At 72.3% G+C, this 21484-nt stretch carries 17 protein-coding genes; 12 read left to right on the top strand and 5 right to left on the bottom strand.

All coding sequences use genetic code 11. The features are described from left to right. Positions 1 to 31 precede the first annotated feature (31 nt). From ACF073_RS29620 to ACF073_RS29640, 5 genes are all read left to right on the top strand, one after another. Positions 32 to 952: an ABC transporter permease gene (locus tag ACF073_RS29620; RefSeq protein WP_392074461.1), complete on the top strand. Its 921-nt coding sequence runs from the start codon at positions 32 to 34 to the stop codon at positions 950 to 952. Further along, on the top strand, positions 925 to 1680 hold the full coding sequence (locus ACF073_RS29625; protein ID WP_392074462.1) for an ABC transporter ATP-binding protein: 756 nt from the start codon (positions 925 to 927) through the stop codon (positions 1678 to 1680). The genes ACF073_RS29620 and ACF073_RS29625 overlap by 28 nt, the downstream gene beginning before the upstream one ends. An 80-nt stretch (positions 1681 to 1760) precedes the next feature. Then, entirely contained in the window at positions 1761 to 2774 is a 1014-nt protein-coding gene (locus ACF073_RS29630; RefSeq protein ID WP_392074463.1) for an ABC transporter substrate-binding protein, read from the top strand. 16 nt (positions 2775 to 2790) lie between these two features. Then, a complete protein-coding gene (locus tag ACF073_RS29635) occupies positions 2791 to 3936 on the top strand; it encodes an LLM class flavin-dependent oxidoreductase (RefSeq protein ID WP_392074464.1) in 1146 nt (381 codons plus the stop codon). Between the two features lie 42 nt (positions 3937 to 3978). Further along, on the top strand, positions 3979 to 5055 hold the full coding sequence (locus ACF073_RS29640) for an NAD(P)-binding domain-containing protein (protein ID WP_392074465.1): 1077 nt from the start codon (positions 3979 to 3981) through the stop codon (positions 5053 to 5055). 12 nt (positions 5056 to 5067) lie between these two features. Here ACF073_RS29640 and mltG read toward each other — a convergent pair whose 3' ends face one another. Both mltG and ACF073_RS29650 read right to left on the bottom strand, forming a co-directional pair. Continuing rightward, positions 5068 to 6009, bottom strand: a complete 942-nt coding sequence (gene mltG, locus ACF073_RS29645) for an endolytic transglycosylase MltG (protein WP_392074466.1) — start codon at positions 6007 to 6009, stop codon at positions 5068 to 5070. Between the two features lie 43 nt (positions 6010 to 6052). Beyond that, on the bottom strand, positions 6053 to 7855 hold the full coding sequence (locus tag ACF073_RS29650; protein WP_392074467.1) for an ABC transporter ATP-binding protein: 1803 nt from the start codon (positions 7853 to 7855) through the stop codon (positions 6053 to 6055). Between the two features lie 113 nt (positions 7856 to 7968). Here ACF073_RS29650 and ACF073_RS29655 point away from each other — a divergent pair, with 113 nt between their 5' ends. Then, positions 7969 to 8418, top strand: a complete 450-nt coding sequence (locus ACF073_RS29655) for a MarR family winged helix-turn-helix transcriptional regulator (RefSeq protein ID WP_392074468.1) — start codon at positions 7969 to 7971, stop codon at positions 8416 to 8418. Positions 8419 to 8468: 50 nt separating this feature from the next. Here ACF073_RS29655 and ACF073_RS29660 read toward each other — a convergent pair whose 3' ends face one another. Then, positions 8469 to 10091, bottom strand: coding sequence for a peptide-N4-asparagine amidase (locus tag ACF073_RS29660; protein ID WP_392074469.1), 1623 nt, complete (start codon positions 10089 to 10091; stop codon positions 8469 to 8471). Positions 10092 to 10361: 270 nt separating this feature from the next. Here ACF073_RS29660 and ACF073_RS29665 point away from each other — a divergent pair, with 270 nt between their 5' ends. Continuing rightward, entirely contained in the window at positions 10362 to 12056 is a 1695-nt protein-coding gene (locus ACF073_RS29665) for a M1 family metallopeptidase (protein ID WP_392074470.1), read from the top strand. Positions 12057 to 12254: 198 nt separating this feature from the next. Then, entirely contained in the window at positions 12255 to 14654 is a 2400-nt protein-coding gene (locus ACF073_RS29670; RefSeq protein WP_392074471.1) for an N-acetylmuramoyl-L-alanine amidase, read from the top strand. A 74-nt stretch (positions 14655 to 14728) separates the two neighbouring features. Here the strand turns inward: ACF073_RS29670 and ACF073_RS29675 are convergent, their stop codons facing one another. Beyond that, positions 14729 to 15493, bottom strand: a complete 765-nt coding sequence (locus ACF073_RS29675) for a L,D-transpeptidase family protein (protein WP_392074472.1) — start codon at positions 15491 to 15493, stop codon at positions 14729 to 14731. Positions 15494 to 15754: 261 nt separating this feature from the next. On the opposite strand from ACF073_RS29675, the gene ACF073_RS29680 reads away from it, so the two are divergent. From ACF073_RS29680 to ACF073_RS29695, 4 genes are all read left to right on the top strand, one after another. Next, on the top strand, positions 15755 to 17560 hold the full coding sequence (locus ACF073_RS29680) for an ABC transporter transmembrane domain-containing protein (protein WP_392074473.1): 1806 nt from the start codon (positions 15755 to 15757) through the stop codon (positions 17558 to 17560). Next, the gene (locus tag ACF073_RS29685; protein ID WP_392074474.1) at positions 17557 to 19341 is read left to right on the top strand and encodes an ABC transporter ATP-binding protein; all 1785 of its coding nucleotides are present in this window, start codon (positions 17557 to 17559) and stop codon (positions 19339 to 19341) included. Before ACF073_RS29680 ends, ACF073_RS29685 begins: the two co-directional genes overlap by 4 nt. Before the next feature lie 522 nt (positions 19342 to 19863). Beyond that, the gene (locus ACF073_RS29690) at positions 19864 to 20334 is read left to right on the top strand and encodes a DUF5709 domain-containing protein (RefSeq protein ID WP_392074475.1); all 471 of its coding nucleotides are present in this window, start codon (positions 19864 to 19866) and stop codon (positions 20332 to 20334) included. A 51-nt stretch (positions 20335 to 20385) separates the two neighbouring features. Beyond that, the gene (locus ACF073_RS29695; RefSeq protein WP_392074476.1) at positions 20386 to 20649 is read left to right on the top strand and encodes a type B 50S ribosomal protein L31; all 264 of its coding nucleotides are present in this window, start codon (positions 20386 to 20388) and stop codon (positions 20647 to 20649) included. Positions 20650 to 20663: 14 nt separating this feature from the next. Here the strand turns inward: ACF073_RS29695 and ACF073_RS29700 are convergent, their stop codons facing one another. Then, positions 20664 to 21458: a metal-dependent hydrolase gene (locus ACF073_RS29700; protein WP_392074477.1), complete on the bottom strand. Its 795-nt coding sequence runs from the start codon at positions 21456 to 21458 to the stop codon at positions 20664 to 20666. Between the last annotated feature and the right edge of the window lie 26 nt (positions 21459 to 21484).

Below are 21484 nucleotides of genomic sequence, written 5' to 3' on the forward strand. Positions count from 1 at the left end.
TCGCCTCCGGCTCTTCTCCCGTGGAGCATCCATGAGCATCAGCCATGCCCCACCCAACTCCCCTGAACCGGATATTTCCGGTATATCCAAGACCCCGTCCTCCGTCTCCGGGCCGCCCTCGCCCGGGCACACCGCCCCGGACCGCCGGCCCGACCTCCAACCGGTCGTCCCCGTCTCCGCCCGCCGCGCCCGGATCCCCCGCTGGCTGCGCCGCACCACCGGCCCGCTGCTGCTCCTCGTCCTGTGGCAACTGCTCAGCGGGACCGGGCTGCTGGCCGCCGACGTCCTCGCGTCACCGGGCCGGATCGCGCAGGTCGGCTGGGATCTGATCGGCGACGGTTCGCTGCCGTCCGCCATGGCGATCTCGCTCCAGCGCGTCGCGCTCGGGCTGCTCTTCGGCACGGTGACCGGTACCGGACTCGCCCTGCTCTCGGGGCTGTTCCGGATCGGCGAGGACCTGGTGGACGCGCCGGTGCAGATGCTGCGGACGGTGCCGTTCGTCGGTCTCATCCCGCTGTTCATCATCTGGTTCGGTATCGGCGAGGCCCCGAAGATCGCGATCATCACGCTCGGCGTCACCTTCCCGCTCTACCTCAACGTCTACGCCGGCATCCGCGGCGTCGACGCCCAGCTCATCGAGGCCGGAGAGTCGCTGGGGCTGTCCCGCTGGGGCCTGGTACGGCACGTGGTGCTGCCGGGCGCGCTCCCCGGGGCGCTGACCGGGCTGCGCTACTCGCTCGGCATCGCCTGGCTCGCGCTCGTCTTCGCCGAGCAGGTCAACGCCGACGCGGGCATCGGTTTCCTGATGGTGCAGGCGCGGGACTTCCTGCGGACCGACGTGATCGTGGTCTGCCTGATCGTCTACGCCTTCCTCGGCCTGCTCGCCGACTTCATCGTCCGCTCCCTCGAAAGGCTGCTGCTGCAATGGCGACCGACGTTCACCGGACGGTGACCGGACAGGCGGTCCATGTCGAGGGGCTGACCCGCTCCTTCGACGGCCGTGCCGTCATCGACGACCTCCGGCTCGACATCGCGCCCGGCGAGTTCGTCGCCCTGCTCGGCCGCAGCGGCTGCGGCAAGTCGACCCTGCTACGCATCCTCGCGGGCCTCGACCGGGACATCACGGGCACGGCCCTGGTACCGCGCCGCCGGGCCGTCGCCTTCCAGGCACCCCGGCTCATGCCGTGGAAGAGAGTGTGGCGCAACGTCCTGCTCGGACTGCCCGGCAGGCCCGAACGCGCCGTCGCCGAGCAGGCGCTGGACGAGGTCGGTCTCGCCCACCGCGTCCAGGCGTGGCCGAAGACCCTGTCCGGCGGCGAGGCCCAGCGCGCCTCCCTCGCCCGCGCGCTGGTCCGCGAACCCGATCTGCTGCTGCTCGACGAGCCGTTCGGCGCCCTCGACGCCCTCACCCGGATCAAGGCCCAGCGCCTGGTCGGGGAGTTGTGGCAGCGCCGGGGGTGCGCGGTGCTGCTGGTCACGCACGATGTCGAGGAGGCGGTGCTGCTCGCCGACCGCGTCCTGGTGATGGACGGCGGCCGGATCGCCCATGAGGAGGTCATCGACCTCGACCGGCCGCGCGAGATCACCGACCCCCGCTTCGCCGCCCTCCGCGCCCGGCTGCTCGAACGGCTCGGCGTGGACACCGCGGCGGAGGCCGCCCGCACCCCCTCGAAGCCTTGATCCTCCCGCACACGTCCGCACGCACCTCCCGGACCCCCCGCACCTCTCACGCACCTCTCCTGTACACGAACGGAACCGTCATGCGACGACGACACGTCCCCGCCGCACTGCTCCTCCCCTTCGCCCTCCTGCTCACCGCCTGCGGCGGAAACTCGTCCGCCGGCGCGGGCGGCGACGTCGACGGAAAGGGTTCCGTCACCCTGAACGTCGGTGACCAGAAGGGAGGTTCGGAGGCCGTCCTGCGCGCCGCCGGAGAGCTGGAGAATCTGGACTACAAGATCAAGTGGTCGACCTTCACCTCCGGGCCGCCGCTGCTGGAGGCGGTGAACGCGAAGGCCGTGGACATCGGCGGCGTGGGCAACACCCCGCCCGTCTTCGCGGCCGGCGCCGGCTCGAAGATCTCCGTCGTGGCCGCCTGGCACGGCACGTCCAAGGGCGACGCCATCCTCGTACCGAAGGGCTCCGGGCTGACGAAGCCTCAGCAGCTCAAGGGCCGGTCCGTCGCCGTCGCACAGGGTTCCTCCGCGCACTACCAGCTGGTCGCCTCGCTGGCGGCGGCCGGGCTGAGCCTGTCCGACGTGAAGGTCAAGTACCTCCAGCCGGCCGACGCGCTGGCCGCGTTCACCTCCGGCAAGGTCGACGCGTGGGCGGTCTGGGACCCGTACACCTCGCAGGTCCTCCAGGCGAAGCAGGGCCGGGTGCTGACCACCGGCGAGGGCGTCACCAACGGCCTCACCTTCCAGGTCGCCGCGCCCGCCGCGCTGCGGGACCCGAAGAAGGCCGCCGCCGTCAAGGACTATCTGGCGCGGCTGCGGCGGGCCACGGCGTGGGTGTACGACCACCAGGAGGCGTGGGCCAAGGTGTGGGCGAAGGACACCGGCCTGCCGTACGAGGTGGCGCTGGCCTCGGTGCGGCGCACGAACTCCACCCGCGTCTCGGTGGCCGTCGACAAGCCGCTCGTCGCCTCCGAGCAGCAGATCGCCGACGCCTTCACCGACTTGAAGCTCATCCCGCGCAAGGTGGACTTCGCCGGCTTCGTGGATCCGCGGTACAACGGCGGCCTGCCGCCGTCGACGACCCCGGCCAAGGGCTGAGGAAGGGGACACGGACATGACCGTACGACTGCACTGGTTCCTGCCGACCGGCGGTGACGGCCGCACCCTGGTGGACCGGCACGCCTACGGCCCCGCCGAGGCCCGCAGGGCCACGGGGGTGCGGGCCCCGGACATCGAGTACCTCGCGCAGATCGCCAAGGCCGCCGAGCAGCTGGGCTTCGAGGCGGTGCTGACGCCCACCGGCACCTGGTGCGAGGACGCCTGGCTGACCACGGCCGCGCTCGCCCAGCACACCGAGCGGCTGAAGTTCCTGGTGGCGTTCCGGCCCGGGCTGCTCTCGCCGACGCTGGCCGCGCAGATGGCGGCGACCTACCAGCGGGTGACCCGGGGACGGCTGCTGCTCAACGTGGTGACCGGCGGCGACTCGGCCGAGCAGCGGCGGTTCGGCGACCACCTGGACCACGACCAGCGGTACGCGCGCACCGACGAGTTCCTCTCGGTCGTGCGCGGGGTGTGGCGTGGCGAGCCGTACGACTTCCGGGGCGCGCACTACCAGGTCGAGGGCGGCCTAGCCGTGCTGCCGCCCGACCCGGTGCCGCAGCTGTTCTTCGGCGGTTCCTCGCCGGCCGCCGGGCCGGTCGCGGCCCGGCACGCCGATGTGTACCTGACCTGGGGCGAACCACCGGCCCAGGTGCGGGAGAAGACGGACTGGATCCGGTCGCTCGCCGAGCGCGAGGGCCGTACGGTCCGCTTCGGCATCCGGCTGCACACCATCTCCCGGGACTCCTCCGCCGAGGCGTGGGCGACGGCGCAGCGGCTGCTCGACGACCTGGACGCCGACACGATCGCCGCCGCGCAGGCCGCCCTCGGCAGGAGCGAGTCGGTGGGGCAGCGCCGGATGCTGGAGCTGCACGGCGGAGCGCGCGACCGGCTGGAGATCCATCCGAACCTCTGGGCGGGGGTCGGTCTGGTCCGCGGCGGTGCGGGGACCGCGCTGGTCGGCAGCCATGCCGAGGTCGCCGACCGGATCGAGGAGTACCACTCCCTCGGCATCGAGCACTTCGTGCTGTCCGGGTATCCGCACCTGGAGGAGGCGTACTGGTTCGGCGAGGGAGTGATCCCCGAGCTGGCCGCGCGGGGGCTGCTGAAGCGCCAGGTCCCGGCGGACGGCGTGCCGCTGCTCGCGGCGGGCGGACGCTGAGCGGCCGGGAAGATCCGCGGGCGGCTTCCTGTTGGCAGAGGCGTGAACGGAGCACGCGAGGTCGAGGTCGTCGTCATCGGCGCGGGTCAGGCCGGTCTGGCCGCCGCCTACCACCTGCGGCGCTCCGGCTTCGAGCCGGAGCGCGGCTTCGTGGTGCTCGACCATGCTCCCGGGCCGGGCGGCGCCTGGCAGTTCCGGTGGCCTTCGCTGACGTTCGGCAAGGTGCACGGGATGCACGCGCTGCCCGGCATGGAGCTGACGGACGCCGACCCGGCGCGGCCCTCGGCCGAGGTCGTCCGGGAGTACTTCGACCGCTACGAGCGCACCTTCGGCCTGCGGGTGCGGCGGCCCGTGGACGTGCGCGCGGTACGCGAGGGCGCCGGCGGCCGGCTGCTCGTGGAGACGTCGGACGGCTCCTGGTCGACGCGGGCGCTGATCAACGCGACCGGCACCTGGGACCGGCCGTTCTGGCCGCGCTACCCCGGCCAGGAGACCTTCCGGGGACGGCAGTTGCACACCGCGCAGTACGCCGGCCCCGAGGAGTTCGCCGGGAAGCGGGTCGTGGTCGTGGGCGGCGGGGCCTCGGGGACCCAGCATCTGCTGGAGCTGGCCCCGTACGCCGCGGCGACCACCTGGGTCACCCGGCGTCCCGCGGTCTTCCGCGAAGGGCCGTTCGACCAGGACGCGGGCCGTGCGGCCGTCGCGCTGGTGGAGGAGCGGGTGAGTCAGGGGCTTCCGCCGCGCAGTGTGGTCTCGGTCACCGGACTGCCCCTGAACGAGGCCGTGCGCCAGGGCCTCGCGGACGGCGTCCTGGACCGGCGGCCGATGTTCGACCGCGTCACCCCCGACGGCGTCGAATGGCGGGACGGCCGGCGGGTGGGCGCCGATGTGATCCTCTGGGCGACCGGCTTCCGGGCCGCGCTCGATCATCTCGCCCCGCTGCGGCTGCGCGAGCCGGGCGGCGGCATCCGGGTGGAGGGCACCCGCGCGGTCCTCGATCCGCGGGTCCACCTCGTCGGCTACGGGCCCTCGGCCAGCACCATCGGGGCCAACCGGGCCGGGCGCGCGGCCGTACGGGACATCAAGCGGCTGCTGGCCGAGGAGCCGCTCGCCGCGTGAGGTCCCGCCGGCTCAGCGGACCGCGGGCCGGGTGGCGGAGGGAACGGCGGGGACGGCCGGGACGGACGGCGCGGAGGGGGCCGCCGGGGACCCTGACGTGCTGCCGCCCGGGGGCTGGGTCGCCGCCGCGCTCTGGTGAAGGGCGTTGAAGTCGTCGACGTTGTGCAGGTGGGCGGTGTAGTCGGCGGTGAAACGGGTGTCCCCGGCCTTGACCGTGACGAAGTACAGCCAGTCGCCCGGCGTCGGGTTGAGGGCGGCGTGCATGGCGTCCGCGCCGGGGTTGTCGATCGGTGTCGGCGGCAGGCCCACGCGCTGGTAGGAGTTGTAGGGGCTCTCGATCTGGGTGTCGCTCCGGCTGGTGTCGATCGTGTTGCGGTTCAGCGCGTAATGGATGGTCGAGTCCATCTGCAGCGGCATCCCGCGCTCCATCCGGTTGAAGATGACCCGGGCGACCTTGCCCATGTCGGCCTTCGTGCCGGCCTCGGCCTGGATGATGCTGGCGATGGTGACGGCCTGGTAGGTGTCCATCGCGCCGCGCTGTGCGCCGGCCGCGACCGGCGCGGCGGTGTACTTCCGGATCGCGGTGTCGACCATGGTCCGCAGCAGTGTCTCGGGGGTCGCCCCTTTCGGAACGGGATACGTCGCCGGGTAGAGGTAGCCCTCCGGGTTGCTCCCCGCCTCGTTCGGCAGTTTGAGGGCGGCCTTGCCGACGGATGTGCGGGTGCTCCCCGAGGGCAGCTTGAGAACCTTGTCGACCGCGTCGTAGACCTGGCTCGCGCGCCAGCCTTCCGGGATGACCAGCGTGACGGGCTTCGCCTGCTTGCGGCCGGCCTCCAGCATCAGCAGCGGCACCACCACGGCGGTGCCGGCCACGACGGCGCCGATCACGAGGACGGCGAGTCTGCCCCGGCGGGTCAGCCGGGTCGTGCTCCGTGACGGAGTGTTCGTCTGCATGCGGGAACGGTAATACGCATATCCTCACAAACCCGGCATATATTCAGCTTGTCGGCTGCAGTTGCGCGTCCCGGCGGACCAGGGTCGCGTACCGGCCGTCCCGCTCCAGGAGTTCCTCGTGCGTGCCGCGCTCGGCGACCCGGCCGGAGTCCAGCACCACGATCTGATCGGCGCCGCGGATCGTGGACAGGCGGTGGGCGATGGTGATCGTCGTGCGGTCGGCGGACAGTGCGTCGATGGCCTCCTGGACGGCGGCTTCCGTGCGGGTGTCGAGCGCGCTGGTCGCCTCGTCCAGGATGAGGACCGGCGGGTCGCGCAGGATGGTGCGGGCTATCGCCAGGCGCTGCTTCTCGCCGCCGGAGAAGCGGTGTCCGCGTTCGCCGACGACCGTGTCGTAGCCGTCGGGCAGCGCGGCGATGTGCTCGTGTATCTGGGCCGCCCGGGCCGCCGCGTGCAGTTCCTCGTCGGTGGCGTCCGGTTTGGCGAAGCGCAGGTTGTCGGCGATCGAGGCGTGGAAGAGGTACGTCTCCTGCGAGACGACACCGACCGCGCGGGCCAGGGTGTCGAAATCGAGGTCGCGGACGTCCACCCCGTCCAGGGTGACGCGGCCGCCGGTGACGTCGTACAGACGCGGCACCAGGTAGCCGAGGGTGGACTTGCCCGCGCCGGTCGGGCCGACGACGGCGAGGCTGCCGCCGGCGGGCACGGTGATGTCGATGCCGTCGAGGACGGGCCCGCCCTTGCCGTCGTAGCGGAACTCGGTGTCCTCGAAGCGGACTTCACCCTTGACCTCGTCGAGGCGGACCGGCCGATCGCGCTCGGTGATGTCGATCGACAGGTCCAGATACTCGAAGATGCGCTGGAAGAGCGCCAGCGAGGTCTGGATCTGGACGCCCGTCGCGAGCAGGCTCACGGCCGGCCGGAACAGGCCCTGCTGGAGCGAGACGAAGGCGACGATGGTGCCCAGCGAGACCTTGGGTCCGCCGAACTGGAGGGCCAGGCCGGCGGTCCAGTAGATGATCGCGGGCATCGCGGCCATGACGATCGTGATCACGGCCATGCGCCAGCGTCCTGCCATGTTCGACCGGACCTCCAGGTCGACCAAGCGCTCGGAGTCCGTGGCGAAGGACGAGGTCAGCGAGTCGGAGCGGCCCATGGTGCGGCCGAGCAGGATGCCGCTGACCGAGAGCGACTCGGTGACCGTGGCCGCCATCGCGGCCATCTGTTTCTGCCGCTCGGTGGTGATCTTCCTGCGTTCGTCGCCGACGCGGCGGCTGATCCACACGAACACCGGCAGGAGGAGCAGCGAGACGATCGTCAGCCGCCAGTCCAGGGCGATCATCGCGACGATCGTGGCGATCACGCTGGTGGCGTTGGAGACCAGGGAGGTGGCGGTGGAGGTGACGGTGGCCTGCATGCCGCCGATGTCGTTGGCGATGCGGGACTGGACCTCGCCGGTGCGGGTGCGGGTGAAGAAGGCGAGCGACATGCTCTGCAGACGGCCGTAGACCGCTGTGCGCAGGTCGTGCATGACGCGCTGGCCGACGGTGGTCGAGATCAGCGTCTGGAGCACGCCGAAAATGCCGGACAGGACCGCGCTGAGGATCATGCCGAGCGCGAGGAGGCCCAGCAGGCCGGTGCGCCCCTGGGGGATCGCGACGTCCAGCGTCTCCTTCAGCAGGAACGGCGTGGCCACCGAGACCAGCGACGCGGCGCCGACGAGCAGGCCGACGACGGCGAGCCGCCCTCGGTAGGGACGGAAGAGCCGCAGGATGCGGCGCACCTGCCGGGGCTGTTCGCCGGCGTCGGCAGGTGGGGTCCAGGAAGGTTCACGGTCGGGACGCATGGGCTCCTACGGAGGGGAACGGGGCCGGCCGGAGCGCGGCCGACGATGCCTGACGGATCATAGCTCATTGTTACCTATACTCACAATGAACGGCATCCTGATATTGTTCCCGCATGACCACCCCAGATCCCGACGGCCTGCTCGCCGAGCAGTTGCTACGGCTCACCCGCCGGGTGCACCGCATCCAGAAAAGCCATCTGGAACAGCGCGGGCTGGGCGTCACCCCGGCCCAGTCCCGGCTGCTGCGCACCCTCGCCCACTACGCCTCGCCGCCGCGCATGGCCGATCTGGCCGAGCGCCTCGAAGTCGTGCCGCGCGCGGTGACGACGCTGGTGGACGGGCTGGAGGCGAGCGGCAAGGTACGGCGCGCGGCGGACCCGGCGAACCGGCGTGTGACCCGGATCGAGCTGACGGACGAGGGCCGCGCGACCCTGCGCGAGCTGCGCGGCGCCCGCCACTCGGCGGCCGAGGAGATACTGGCGCCACTGACGGAGAAGGAGCGCCAGGTCCTCGGCCTGCTGCTGGACACCCTGGTCGACGGGGACGCCGCCCAGCGCTGCTGAGGGACGCCGGCCGACCGGATCGATGCCGGCCGGCCACCTCCTCGCCTGTGTCAGCAGCGGCTGCGGTCCTCCGTCACTACCCCCTGGACCGTGGTCAGTGAACGGTCGTGGCAGCCGTCCGTGCCGACGAGGCGATAGCGCTCGCTCGACGTGCCGACCGCGTGCCGCTGCTCACGCGGGACATTGATCGTGTACGCGGCGTCGCCGCTGTAGGTGTCGTCCAGCCGCGACCACGCGGTGCGCCGGCCGCCCTCGCGGGTCTCCGCCGAAGCCCGGTCGCCGAGGGTCAGCACGGTGCGCAGCCGGTCGTCCGAGCCGACCGTGGTGGCGCCGTTCACGGTGTACGTCCGGTGCGTCCGCGTCGTCCGCGCGGGACCGTGACCGAGGACGCGCACGGTCTCCGCGTCGGTCCAGGTCGCGTCGAGTCCGTCCGTGGTCTCGCCCTCGGTCCAGCGGTGGACGGAGGTGTTGGCGAGCGTCCGGGTGACGGTCGTGGTGACGCGGCCGTGCGAGGTTTCCAGGTATCCGGAGACGGTGAGCCGGTGCCCGGCCTCGGTGTGCGCCCGGTTCTCCGGACCGGGGGTGTAGGTGGTTATGTCGGCGATGTCGGTCGCCTTGTCCTCGACGAGCGCTCCGGGGACATGGGCGCGGTGCGCGTCCTGCCAGACCAGCACGTTCACCGGGGTGCTCCAGCCCGACTGGCCCGCGGGCACACCAGCGACGGACACCTCCACACGGTGCGGACGGCCGTCGTTGAGGAGGCCGGCGAAGGGCGTGAGGTCGTACTCGACGGGCCGGACGTCGAAGGCGCGCGGGGCCGGGAGGACGTACCAGAGGAACGGGTTGGACCAGCCGCCCGTCCACACGTTCGGGAACGGTGCCGCGATGCCGGCGAGCCGGCCGTCGACACTGATCTGCACCTCGCGGTACGGGCCGCGGTCGGCCTTGCACGAGTACGACGCCGGGTCGGCCACGGTCAGGTACCAGAACTCCTCGCATCCGCCGCCCGACCCGGTGGCGTACACCTCGGCGACGATCCGCTCGCTGTTGCGCGGGGTGGTGAGCGTCGTACCGGCGGACGTGTCGGCGAGGGTGAGGACGCGGTCGGGGGCGGGCGTCTCGGGCCGTCCGGCGTAGAAGGTCAGGGTGACGTGTACGTCGATGACCCCGGTGTAGGTGTCGTCGACCACGTTGCCGATCAGCATCTCGACGTCCTGGGCGGCGCGGAAGGTGGCGCTGTAGCGGGTGACGTCCTTCTCGACGTGCCACTCGATGCCGTCGGGCGAGGGCTCGGGTGTGGAGGTGCGCAGGATCTCGGTGCCACCGACGTGCAGATAGCCGAGCCGGTCGTACTGACGGCCCTTCACCTTGCCGTCGAGCCGCAGGACGACCTTGCTCCAGCGCTCGCCGCAGCCCCGGGGCGGCGTGTACGTGCCGCGATAGGGCGTGAAGTCGCGGAACTGGGTATCGGCGAGGGTGACCTGGCACGAGCGGGTGTGCGGGCGGTCGACGGGCGGCGCCGCGGTCACCGGATCGTGCCAGTCGGTGCCGAACTCGGCCGGTACGCCGACCGGCACACCGGCCGCTTCGGCGGTCGGGGTTCCGGTACCTAAGAGCGCGCCCACCAGGAGACCCGCTCCGGCGAGCATGGACATGACTATCCGTCTTCTCATGGCCGGTGTTCTACGGGGGAGACGGCCCGGCCCGCAATGACGCCTCGGCAGATCGGCGCGATGACGACGAGCGCCGCACCACCCGGCGCGAACAGTCAGCGAAGTGACATTTAGTGATATAAGCACACCAAGCTGGCATAGTGCGGACATGGAGATCATGAACGCCGGACGCCCCCCGGGGCACCCGGCCACGAGCCCGGTCCCCCGACCCCGCCCCCGCATCGCCCACGGGCTCCTCCGGTGACGGCGTCGTCCGGACACCCGGACCATATGGACGGCCAGGACCGTGCGGACGGCCAGAACCGCACGGACCGTCAGGGCCGCACGGACCGCCAGGAGTATCAGGACCGTCAGGAGCACGCAGAGCACGTAGAGCACGCAGAGCACACGGAACGTCCGGACCGACCGGGGTCCCGGCTCCGGCGGCACCGCGACGCCCTGCGCGCGCATCGTGCGAGGCTCGTCCTCGTCGTCACCGGGTCCGTCGCGCTCACGGGGGCCGCCGTACTCGCCGGTGACGCCCTGTTCGCCGGCGGAGCCCCGCCCGCGGGCCACGGCACCCCCGCCGCCGGCGCCAGGGCGGTGCCGGCGGGCCCCGCGCCGTCGCCCGGCGCACCGGGCATCGGCGACCCGCTCATGCCCCTCGCCGGCAACGGCGGCTACACCGTCCGCCGCTACACCCTCGACTTCGACTGGCGGGCCCCGCGGACGCCCTTCGAGGCCGGCGCCACCATCAGCGCCGCCGCCACACAGGCCCTGTCCCGCTTCGACCTCGACTTCGCGGGCAACGAACTGCACCACGTCACCGTCGACGGCGCACCGGCCGCCGCCGTACGCCACGAAGACGAACTCGTCATCACCCCCGCGAAGCCCATCCCCCGCGGCAGCGCGTTCACGGTCCGCGTCGCCTACACCGCCGACCCGGCCCAGGGACGCCACCGCGACGACGCGATCCAGGACTACGGCTGGGTGCCCACGTCCGACGGCACCGTCGTCTGCGCACAGCCCGACGGCGCCCGAATGATCTTCCCGGCGAACGACCACCCGAGCCTGCGGGCACCGGTCACCTTCCGGATCACCACCCCGGCGGGGCTCAGCGCGGTGGCCAACGGCCGGCTCGTCGGCACCGACCGGCGACCCGGCGGCCGTACCCGGTGGACGTACGACTCCGAACAGCCGATCGCGGCCCAGCTGATCCAGCTGGCGATCGGGAAGTTCACCTTCGTCGACAGCCGCGGCCCGCGCGGCCTGCCGGTCCGGGACGTGGTCCCGGACGGCCTGGTCACGGACACCGCGGCGTACCGCTCGCTCACCCCCGGACACCTGGCCTGGCTGGAACAGCGGCTCGGCCCGTACCCGTTCCGCCGCTACGGCGTACTGGTCGGCGACACCGACCTGCCGGTGGCCCTGGAGACCCAGTCCCTCTCCGTGGTGCCACGGGACGACCTGCTCGGCGACCAGGTCGACGCCGAACGCAATCTCGTCCACGAGCTGACACACCATTGGACGGGTGACAGCGTCGCCCTCCGGCGCTGGTCCGACCTGTGGCTGAGTGAGGGTCACGCCCGTTACTACGAACGCCTGTACTCCGACGAGCACGGCGGCGTGAGCCTGGAGTCCACCATGCGTGCGGCGTACGAGCAGCACGACCAGTGGCGGCACGACGAAGGCGCACCGGCCGAACCCACCGAGCGGACGCTGTTCAAGGTGATGCGCTACGACGGCTCCGCGCTGGTGCTGTTCGCACTGCGGGAGAAGGTCGGCGAGGAGACCTTCGGCCGGATCGAGCGGGCCTGGGTGAGCACCTACCGGGGCCGGGCGGCCGGCACCGCGGACTTCGTCGCGCTCGCCTCCCGGGTCGCCGGCGAGGACCTGGAACCGTTTCTGACGCCCTGGCTGTACGGCGCGCACACCCCTCCCATGCCGAACCACCCCGACTGGCAGGCGGACCCGGTCGAGGAGTGAGCCCGTACGCGGACACGCGTGCTGGCCCAGGCAGCCGAACCACTGCCGCCGACCGGGTGGCCTCTGCCCTACCGCTGGTCCACCCCGGTGACGCTCGCCACGACACGGCGCGCGGGGCACGGAAACGTACGAGGGGTGGCGTGACGGGCAACTCCTTTGTCCTGGTTGCGAACGAGCGTGGTTGGGAGAGCCTCTGCGATGAGAAGAAATGTTTCTGCACAAGCCCCCGGGGCCATCCGGAGGTGCCGCCGTACGGCCTGCCTGATCGCGGGGGCGGCTCTGCTGCCACCGCTGCTGATCCTCCCGATGTCCGGTGCCGACGACGCCACGGACCGGCGGCTGCAGGACGCCTTCACGAACGCCTCGCGCGAGTTCCACGTGCCGCGCAGTGTGCTGATGAGCGTGTCCTACATGCAGTCACGATGGGACTCCCACCCGGGCGCCCCCAGCGTCTCGGGCGGTTTCGGGCCGATGCATCTGCTGGACACCGAGCGCCTCCTGCCTCCGGCACCGCAGCACGGCACACCGCCGCCGGACGGCGGTTCCGCGCAGCCTCGGACGGGGGTGGCGGGGCCGCTCGTCGAGGGGACTCCGGGGACTCCGGGTACTTCGGGGGCTTCGGGGGCTTCGGGGGCTTCGGGGGCTTCGGGGAACGCTCCGGCCGGGGGCACTGCGGGGAACGCTCCGGCGGCCGGAACCGCGGGGAAGACGGGGAACACGGGGAACACGGGGAACACACCGGGTGCGGGGGCCGCGGGGAACACCGGGGCCGCTGACACCACGGGGGTCGCAGGGGTCACGGGGAACACAGGCGCCCTGGAAGCCGCAGGCACCGCAGGTACTCCAGGCACCCCGGACGCCGCGGGCACCCCAGGAACCCCCGATGCCGCAAGCACTCCAGGCACTCCTGGCGCCCCGGACGATTCGGCCCGGCACGCCGTGCAGCCCGCTGACCTGCAGCACGCGGCGCGGCTGATCCAGACATCGACCGGGCAGCTGCGGACGGACGCCGTCGCCAACGTACGCGGCGGCGCGGCCCTCCTGGCGGCCACGCAGCGGCAGCTCGGCAAGCCCCTGAGCGCCGATCCGGCGGACTGGTGGGAGGCGGTGGCTCGTTTCCCGGGCACCCGTGACGTGGCGTCAGCCGCGGCCTACGCCGACGACGTCTTCGCCCTGATCCGCCAGGGAGCGCACCGCATCACCGCCGAAGGCCAGGACGTCAGCCTTCCCGCCACCCCCGGCGTGCAGCAGCCGCACCACCGCACCCCGCAGACGAAGGGCCCTCAGCGGCCGAAACAGGTCGAGTGCCCTGCCGAACTCGTCTGCGACTGGCTCGAGGCGCCGTACCAGGAGATCGAGAACGACGACGTCGAGGACAGCGACAACGAGAGCGAGGACGGCGGCAACGAGGACAGCACCGTCGAGTACGGCAACCACGACCTGGCCGACCGGCCCAGGGACCAGCCGATCGAGTACATCGTCATCCATGACACCGAGGCGGGCCTGCCGAGCATGTTCCAGACGGTGCAGGATCCGACGGAGTCCTCGTGGCACTACTCGATCCGCTCCAGCGACGGCCATGTCACCCAGCACATCCGGACCAAGGACGAGGCCTGGCACTCCGGGAGCCAGTTCGTGAACGCCCGCTCGATCGGCATCGAGCACGAGGGGTTCCTGACGCAGCCCGGAACCTGGTTCACCGAGCGGATGTACCAGACCTCGGCGAAGCTGGTGCGGTACCTGGCGAAGAAGTACGGCGTTCCGCTCGACCGGCAGCACATCTTCGGCCATGACAACGTGCCGGCCCCGACCACCGACAGCATCCCCGACATGCACGACGACCCGGGCCCCTTCTGGGACTGGCGGCACTACTTCGACCTCCTCGGGGCACCACTGCGCGCGACAGCGGGACCGAACAGCGACATGGTGACCATCCTGCCGGACTACACCAAGAACCAGCCGCTGTTCACGGGGTGCACCAAGAGTGGTTCACCGTGTCGGCCGCACGGTTCCAGCGCCGTGCGCCTGTACACCGAACCGGACGAGCGCGCTCCGCTGATCCAGGACCCGGGCCGCAAGCCGGAAGGCGACGACTCCACGACGGACGTCAACGACCTGGGATCACGGGTCTCCACCGGCCAGACCTTCGCCGTCGCCGACCGCAGGGGCGACTGGACCGCGATCTGGTTCCAGGGGCACAAGGGGTGGTTCAGGAACCCCGCGCAGCAGCCGACCGCCGTCGGCGCCGCCGGGCGGATGGTCACGCCGAAGGAGGGTCTTGACGAGATCCCGGTGTACGGGCGTGCCCTCCCGGAGGAGGACGCCTATCCGGATGGCGTGGAGGAGCCGACCGAGTCGCCGCTCCCCTACAGCTTCCGGGCGGGGCAGCGGTATGTGACGCAGTCCGGCGTCGGCAGCTCCTACACGGCCAAGTCGTTCAGCGAGACACCCAACCCCGTGGTGTGGGGCCGGGAGCAGTACTACGAGATCCAGTTCGGCCACCGGCTCGCCTACGTCCGGGCGAGCGATGTGGATGTGGTGGACGCTCCCGCAGCGGCGGGGCCGCCCGGGAACGAGGCCGGTTCGTTCGGACGGTGACGGCGTGACAGCGGGCTCCGGGAAGGCGCCGACCAGCGTGGACAGGAGGAACGAGACGCGGCCCGACGTCGCCGCTAGGCCGTCAGCGTCGCCGCGTCTCCCATCACCACCACCGGATCGCGGGCCGGGTCGAGTGTGCGCAGCAGGAACGCCATGCCCTGCTTGGAGAGGCTGACGCAGGCCGAGGTTCCGCTGCCGTGGTCCATGTGCAACCAGATGCCGCCGCCCTTGTCCTGGCCCCAGGGGCGGGTGGCATCGCGCGGCGGACTGCCCTTGCGCCGGTTGTAGTCGATGGCGATGACGTAGTCGAAGTCGTGCTGGTGCGCCTCGTCCCATCCGGCCGGGGGCGCGTAGGCGTGCTCGGCCCGGTCGTACGGCAGCCTGGTGCCCGGGTCGGCGAGCACTCCGCCCGCGTCGGTGAGGGTGAACACGCCGACCGGAGAGCGCTCGTCGCCCTCGTGGTGGTCCGTCGTCCAGCCGTCGCGCCCGTTGTGGGAGCGCCAGTTGCCCACCGGGCGCCAGTACGGGCCCTGCCGGGTGTACAGGACGACCCGGGAGTCGGCCGAGTCCCGGCCCTCGCCGTACACGGCCACGACCTGGCGGGAGTCGGCGGGGATCCGCCGGTGGAGCCGGTCGCCGATGCCCGGGATACGGGTCCGATCGGCCGTTGCGGTCGGTGGCGTGGCGGGGGCCCGCCCGGCCTGGCCGGGTGCGCGCGGTGCTCCGTGGGCCGGGCCGGGGGCGGGGCCGGAGAGGGCGGGGCCGCATGCGGAGAGCGTCGCGAGGAGGGCACCGGCGGCCGTCACGACGGCCGTCAGGCGCGCGCTGTCGATCTGCACCGGCCCAGGGTGCCATCGGGAACCGGATGATCATGCGGCCTTCCGGACATTCACCATGCCGCGTGACACGACCGCCCGGCGCTTGACGATCGGGTGCCACGGCAACGGCAACGGTCATGGCCGGAAGTCGGCGAATCCCCCCGCCGCCGAGAAAAACTGTTTGAAATTCGCCACTCCGCGACGCGAACCTTTCACGGCTCAGTGCCGCACACCACGGCATGCCGCTCCTCCCCTCTCCCTGACACGAGCCACTGGGACGTCATGCAGATTCAAGACCTTCCGTATCCCGATCCGGGCGTGCCCGACGCACGTTCGGGTCCCCGATTCCTGTGGTGGCTCTGGCGCAACCAGCTGGGCGGGCAGCTGAAGTCGCTCGCCTGGGGCCTGCTCCACTTCGTCTCCGTCTCCGCCCTGCCGTTCAATGTCGGTATCGCCGTGCAGGCGGCGGTCGACCGCGACGGCACCCGGCTGGCCTTCGCGGGCGGTCTGATGCTGGTCTGCGGAACCGGCATCGCGGTCGGCGACACCTTCCTGCACCGCACCGCCATCACCAACTGGATCACCGCCGCCGCCCGCGTCCAGCAGTTGCTGGCGCGCAAGGCCGCCCAGCTGGGCTCCGCCCTGACCCGGCGGGTGGCCGCCGGTGAGGTGGTGGCCGTCTCCACCGGTGACGTGGAGAAGATCGGCTGGTTCGTCGAGGCCGTCTCCCGTTTCACCGCCGCCGCGCTGACGGTGGTCGTCGTCGGCGTCGGTCTGCTCGTGTACCAGCCCGCGCTCGGCGTGGTCGTCGCCGTGGGCCTGCCCGTCGTGGCGCTCGCGGTGCTGCCGCTGCTGCCCCCGGCCACGCGCCGCGCCGACGTCCAGCGCGAGAAGGCGGGCCGGGCCACCGAACTGGCCTCGGACACCGTCGCCGGGCTGCGGGTGCTGCGCGGCATCGGCGGTGAGGAGCTGTTCCTCGACCGCTACCGCCGCGCCTCGCAGGAGGTACGGCACGCCGCCGTGCGCAGCGCCCGGATGTGGTCGTTGATCTCCGCCGTCCAGGTGCTGCTGCCGGGACTGCTGCTCATCGCGGTCGTCTGGCACGGCATCGAGCTGACCCGCCAGGGCCGGATCACGATCGGCGAACTCGTCACCGTCTACAGCGCGGTGATGGTCCTCAACTACCCGCTGCGGCACTTCCAGGAGATCGCCATGGCGTACTCCTTCTCCCGCCCCTCGGCCAGACGCGCCGCGCGGGTTCTCTCGCTGGAACGGCCCACGGACACCGACGGCACCCGCGAGGCCGCGACCCCGAACGGCGATCTGTACGACCCCGCGACGGGTCTGCGAGCTCCGGCCGGCCGGTTCACGGCCGTGGTGTGCGGTGACCCGGACGCGGCGGGCGCACTCGCCGAACGGCTCGGCGGCCACCCGGCGGAGCCGGGCCCCTCGGTGCTGCTCGGCGGAGTGCCTCTGGACGAACTCCCCCTCGACAGCGCCCGCACGGCCGTCCTCGTCCAGGACAAGGACCCGGTATTGGTCTCCGGCACCCTGCGCGAGCTGCTCGACGTGCCCGCTTCCGGTGCCGTGCGGGCCGCGGACGCACTGGCGGCGGCACAGTGCGGAGACGTACTGGACGCGCTCGTGCAGGGTTCGCTGGACGCGGCCGATCCGATGGACGCCCGCATCACCGAGCGCGGACGCTCCCTGTCCGGCGGCCAGCGCCAGCGGCTCGCCCTGGCCAGGTCGCTGATCACCGACCCGGAGGTGCTGGTGCTCGACGAGCCGACCTCCGCGGTCGACTCGCACACCGAGGCCCGGATCGCGGACGGGTTGAGCCGGCTGCGGTCGGGGCGGACGACGGTGGTGTTCACCTCCTCGCCGCTGCTGCTCGACCACGCGGACCAGGTCGTCCTGGTGCACGAGGGCGCGGTCGTGGCGGTCGGCGGACACCGCGAACTGGTCAACGGAGAACCGCGGTACCGGGCCGTGGTGACCCGGGAGACCGACGAGGAACGGGCCGCGGCAGACGAAGGCGTGCTGCTGGACGCCCTCCAGGAGCTGGAAGAGATCGAGGAGAGCGCATGATCGGCGTTGCGCCACCGGCGTACGACCCGGCGGCCCCGACGACCGCCACCACCCTGCCCGTAGGCGGCGCGGCGACCGTGCGCGCCTACGTCGGCGAGCTGTTCCGACGGCACCGCCGGGCCTTCCTGTTGCTCGTCACCGTCAACACGGTGGCCGTGATCGCCTCCATGGTGGGCCCGTACCTGGTCGGCGGCCTGGTGGAGCGGGTGACGGACGAGCCCGGCCAGGACCTGCGTCTCGGGCTCACCGCCGGACTGTTCCTGTGCGCGCTGGCCGTGCAGGCCGTGTTCGTCCGGCAGGTGCAACTGCGGGGCGCGATGCTCGGCGAGCGGATGCTGGCCGACCTGCGCGAGGACTTCCTCGTCCGGTCCGTCGGGCTGCCGCCTGGCGTACTGGAGCGGGCGGGCACCGGCGATCTGCTCTCCCGGATCACCACCGACATCGACCGGCTGGCCAACGCCATGCGCGAGGCCGTGCCGCAGCTGGCCATCGGTGCCGTGTGGGCGCTTCTGCTGCTCGGCGGGCTGGTCGTGACGGCCCCGCCGCTGGCCGCCGCCGTACTGCTCGCCGTGCCGGTCCTGGTGATCGGGTGCCGCTGGTACTTCAAGCGGGCGCCGTCCGCCTACCGCTCCGAGGCCGCCGGGTACGCCGCCGTCGCCGCCGCGCTCGCCGAGACCGTGGACGCGGGCCGCACCATCGAGGCCCACCGCCTCGGCGATCGCCGGGTGGCCCTGTCGGAGCAGCGGATCAAGGAGTGGACCGGATGGGAGCGCTACACGCTGTGGCTCCGCTCCGTGCTCTTCCCCGTCATCAACACTGTCCACCTCCTCGTGCTCGGCTCGGTCCTGATGGCCGGCGGCGTGTTCGTCCTGCACGGCTGGATCGGAGTGGGGCAGCTGACCACCGGCGCGCTCATCGCGCAGATGCTCGTCGACCCGGTGAACCTGATCCTGCGCTGGTACGACGAGGTGCAGGTCGCCCAGGTGTCGCTGGCCCGTCTTGTCGGTGTGCGGGACATCGAGCCGGACGCCGGGGACGCCACGCTGGCCCCCGACGGCCGCGCCGTGCACGCCGACCGGGTGCACTTCGGCTACCGCGAGGGTGTCGACGTGCTGCGCAAGGTCTCCCTGGAGGTCGCGCCGGGCACCCGGCTCGCCCTGGTCGGCCCCTCCGGAGCGGGCAAGTCCACCCTGGGCCGGCTGCTCGCCGGGATCTACGCACCCCGGGACGGCCGGATCACCCTGGGCGGCGCGGAGCTGTCCCGGATGCCCGCGGAGCATGTCCGCTCGCACGTCGCCCTGGTCAACCAGGAGCACCACGTCTTCGTGGGCTCCCTGCGGGACAACCTGCTGCTGGCACGCACCGGCGCCACGGACGCCGAGCTGTGGGCGGCCCTGGGCGCGGTCGACGCGGACGGGTGGGCGCGGGCGCTGGACGAGGGCCTGGACAGCGAGGTGGGGTCCGGCGGCCTTGCGCTGACCCCGGCGCAGGCACAGCAGATCGCGCTGGCCCGGCTGGTCCTCGCCGACCCGCACACTCTGGTCCTGGACGAGGCGACGTCGCTGCTCGACCCGCGTGCCGCCCGCCATCTGGAACGCTCCCTGGCGCGGGTGCTCGACGGCCGCACCGTCGTCGCCATCGCTCACCGGCTGCACACCGCCCATGACGCCGATGTGATCGCGGTCGTGGAGAACGGCCTCATCAGCGAGCTGGGCAGCCACGACGAGCTGGTCGCGGCGGAGGGGGCGTACGCGGCGCTGTGGCGGTCCTGGCACGGGTGAGGGACCGCCGATGGCTCCGGTGCCGGCACGCCCGGCGGGCGCCGGAGCCCCGGCCACCCCGGCTGCTACAGCCGACCTGGCCACACCGGCTGCTACAGCCGACCTGGCCACTCCGGCCGCTCCAGGCGACCTGGCCACTCCGGTCACATGGGCCACACCGGCCACTCCGGTCACTTCGGCCGCTTCGGCCAGTCCGGCCACTTCGGTCACGGAAAGTCCCCTGACGGGCACGGATCGCATCCCGGCTGCCGTGTCCCCGGACACCGGGCCGCGCAGCCGTCGGCCCGCGCTGTGCCAGGGCCCGGCGGGTCCTGTCCGGCCGCTGACCGCCCGCGTGCGGCCCCGCCTGGACTCGTGCCGTTGCGCGGTGCCGAGCAGGGGTGGAAGGCTGGAAAGCGGCACCGGCTCGGGGCGTGCCCGGGAACCACGCGGTTCACGGCGTGTGTCCCGTGTGCCGTGCGTGCCGACGGCCCGCCGTCCGCTGGGGCGGCACCCGGCCGTCCTCACCACCTGGAGGTAGTCGTGGACAGCGCCGACGGCTGGGGGGACGACGTCTACCAGCCCGATTCCTCGGAGATCCGGGAGGATTCGGGAGTTCTCGACGTCGAGGACACTCTTGACCTCGACGGCGTCGCCGACCCGCTCGACCGCGGCTGGTCCCCTCCCGAGCGACCGTGGGCGGTCGAGCACACCGGCGTGACGGCGGCTGAACGCCAGGCGGGCGAAACACTCGACCAGCGGCTCGCCGAGGAGACGCCGGACCTCGCCATGCCCGATGGCGACGGCATCGGCGACTGCGACGGCACGGACGGAGAGCTGCTGGACAACGAGGTGGGCAGCTCCCGCTCCGGCCGGCTGGTGGCACCCGACGAGGGTGCGCACGAGGACGAGGAGGCCGCCCTCGTCGCCACCGACGTCGGCATCGACGGTGCCGGCGCCTCCGCCGAGGAGGCCGCCATGCACATCGTCGACGAGGACTCCCTCTCCGGCTGAACCGGACCCTTCGGCAGCGCCCGTTCCGACCGCCCCGCACGAGGAGCCCCCATGCAGCAGGACAAGCACCCCGACTACCACCCCGTGGTCTTCCGTGACCGCGCCGCCGGGTACGCCTTCCTGACCCGGTCCACCGCACAGAGCGAGCAGACCATCGAGTGGGACGACGGCCAGAGCTACCCGGTGGTCGATGTGGAGATCTCCTCGGAGAGCCACCCCTTCTACACGGGCAAGGCCCGCACGGTCGACACCGAGGGCCGCGTCGCCCGCTTCGAGCGCCGCTACGGCGGGGCGGACGCGGGCGAGTCGACCTGAGCCCGAGGGCTTCGTCAGATCACGTTGAGTGCCGCGGCGCAGCCCACGCCGCCGAGCAGCATGAACACCGGCATCAGCACCTTCAGCTCGACCCAGCTGCCCGCCCGGAACCGGATCGCCTTCGGCGGCCCCAGCGGATACCAGCGCTTGCGGCCCACCGGGATCGGCCACAGGATCGGGCAGCCGGACACCGTGAGCGCGTCCCCGATGTCGTGGACCAGCGCGCCCAGCACGACCGGCAAACCCAACCACAGGTACTCCTGCCCGGGCGCGGTGAACAGCCAGTCGGATCCGTTGCCCGGCTTGTCCAGCACCCCGGCGAGGATCCACGCACTGGTCGCCGCCAGCAGCCAGACCAGGACATCGCTGCTGGAGCCGCGCGCCGCCCGCCACAGCAGGCCCTCGATCGCCAGCACCATGTGCACGAAGAGGATCGCCAGCACCGCCCAGCGGCCTCCCGTGATCGCCGCCACGGAGCAGCCGGCGCCGATCAGGACCGCCCACACCCAGGTGTGCGTCAGCGTCCGGTGCCCACCGGAGCGGCGCGGGTCGCCCTGCTTCCTGGTCGCCTTGTAGACGGCGTACGACAGCTTGTCCACGATCTCGCAGAACCAGCGGGAGATCGGCCCGAAGGCCCGGGAGATGGTGGCCGCCTTGTGGTCGAGGTCCGGGGCGAGTGCGGCCCCGGCGCAGATCAGGGCGCCTACGAGGAGGACCGGCCAGGGCATCGCGTGCCCGGCCGCCGCGGCTGCGGCGCCGACCCCCAGCCAGGCCGCGGCCCCCGACAGTGAGTGTGCTGGTCCCATCATGGCCGCTTCCCGCCCCATTCCTCGTG

This window comes from Streptomyces sp. NPDC015171 (assembly GCF_043079545.1).
Taxonomy (GTDB): domain Bacteria; phylum Actinomycetota; class Actinomycetes; order Streptomycetales; family Streptomycetaceae; genus Streptomyces.

What these genes read in the sequence shown, in the direction of transcription:
- ACF073_RS29655 (WP_392074468.1), top strand. Translation starts at nt 7,969, where the DNA reads ATGACCACCCCAGATCCCGACGGCCTGCTCGCCGAGCAGTTGCTACGG.
- ACF073_RS29620 (WP_392074461.1), top strand. Translation starts at nt 32, where the DNA reads ATGAGCATCAGCCATGCCCCACCCAACTCCCCTGAACCGGATATTTCC.
- ACF073_RS29680 (WP_392074473.1), top strand. Translation starts at nt 15,755, where the DNA reads ATGCAGATTCAAGACCTTCCGTATCCCGATCCGGGCGTGCCCGACGCA.
- ACF073_RS29630 (WP_392074463.1), top strand. Translation starts at nt 1,761, where the DNA reads ATGCGACGACGACACGTCCCCGCCGCACTGCTCCTCCCCTTCGCCCTC.
- ACF073_RS29660 (WP_392074469.1), bottom strand. Translation starts at nt 10,091, where the DNA reads ATGAGAAGACGGATAGTCATGTCCATGCTCGCCGGAGCGGGTCTCCTG.
- ACF073_RS29665 (WP_392074470.1), top strand. Translation starts at nt 10,362, where the DNA reads ATGGACGGCCAGGACCGTGCGGACGGCCAGAACCGCACGGACCGTCAG.
- ACF073_RS29700 (WP_392074477.1), bottom strand. Translation starts at nt 21,458, where the DNA reads ATGATGGGACCAGCACACTCACTGTCGGGGGCCGCGGCCTGGCTGGGG.
- ACF073_RS29625 (WP_392074462.1), top strand. Translation starts at nt 925, where the DNA reads ATGGCGACCGACGTTCACCGGACGGTGACCGGACAGGCGGTCCATGTC.
- mltG (WP_392074466.1), bottom strand. Translation starts at nt 6,009, where the DNA reads ATGCAGACGAACACTCCGTCACGGAGCACGACCCGGCTGACCCGCCGG.
- ACF073_RS29670 (WP_392074471.1), top strand. Translation starts at nt 12,255, where the DNA reads ATGAGAAGAAATGTTTCTGCACAAGCCCCCGGGGCCATCCGGAGGTGC.
- ACF073_RS29635 (WP_392074464.1), top strand. Translation starts at nt 2,791, where the DNA reads ATGACCGTACGACTGCACTGGTTCCTGCCGACCGGCGGTGACGGCCGC.
- ACF073_RS29650 (WP_392074467.1), bottom strand. Translation starts at nt 7,855, where the DNA reads ATGCGTCCCGACCGTGAACCTTCCTGGACCCCACCTGCCGACGCCGGC.
- ACF073_RS29695 (WP_392074476.1), top strand. Translation starts at nt 20,386, where the DNA reads ATGCAGCAGGACAAGCACCCCGACTACCACCCCGTGGTCTTCCGTGAC.
- ACF073_RS29685 (WP_392074474.1), top strand. Translation starts at nt 17,557, where the DNA reads ATGATCGGCGTTGCGCCACCGGCGTACGACCCGGCGGCCCCGACGACC.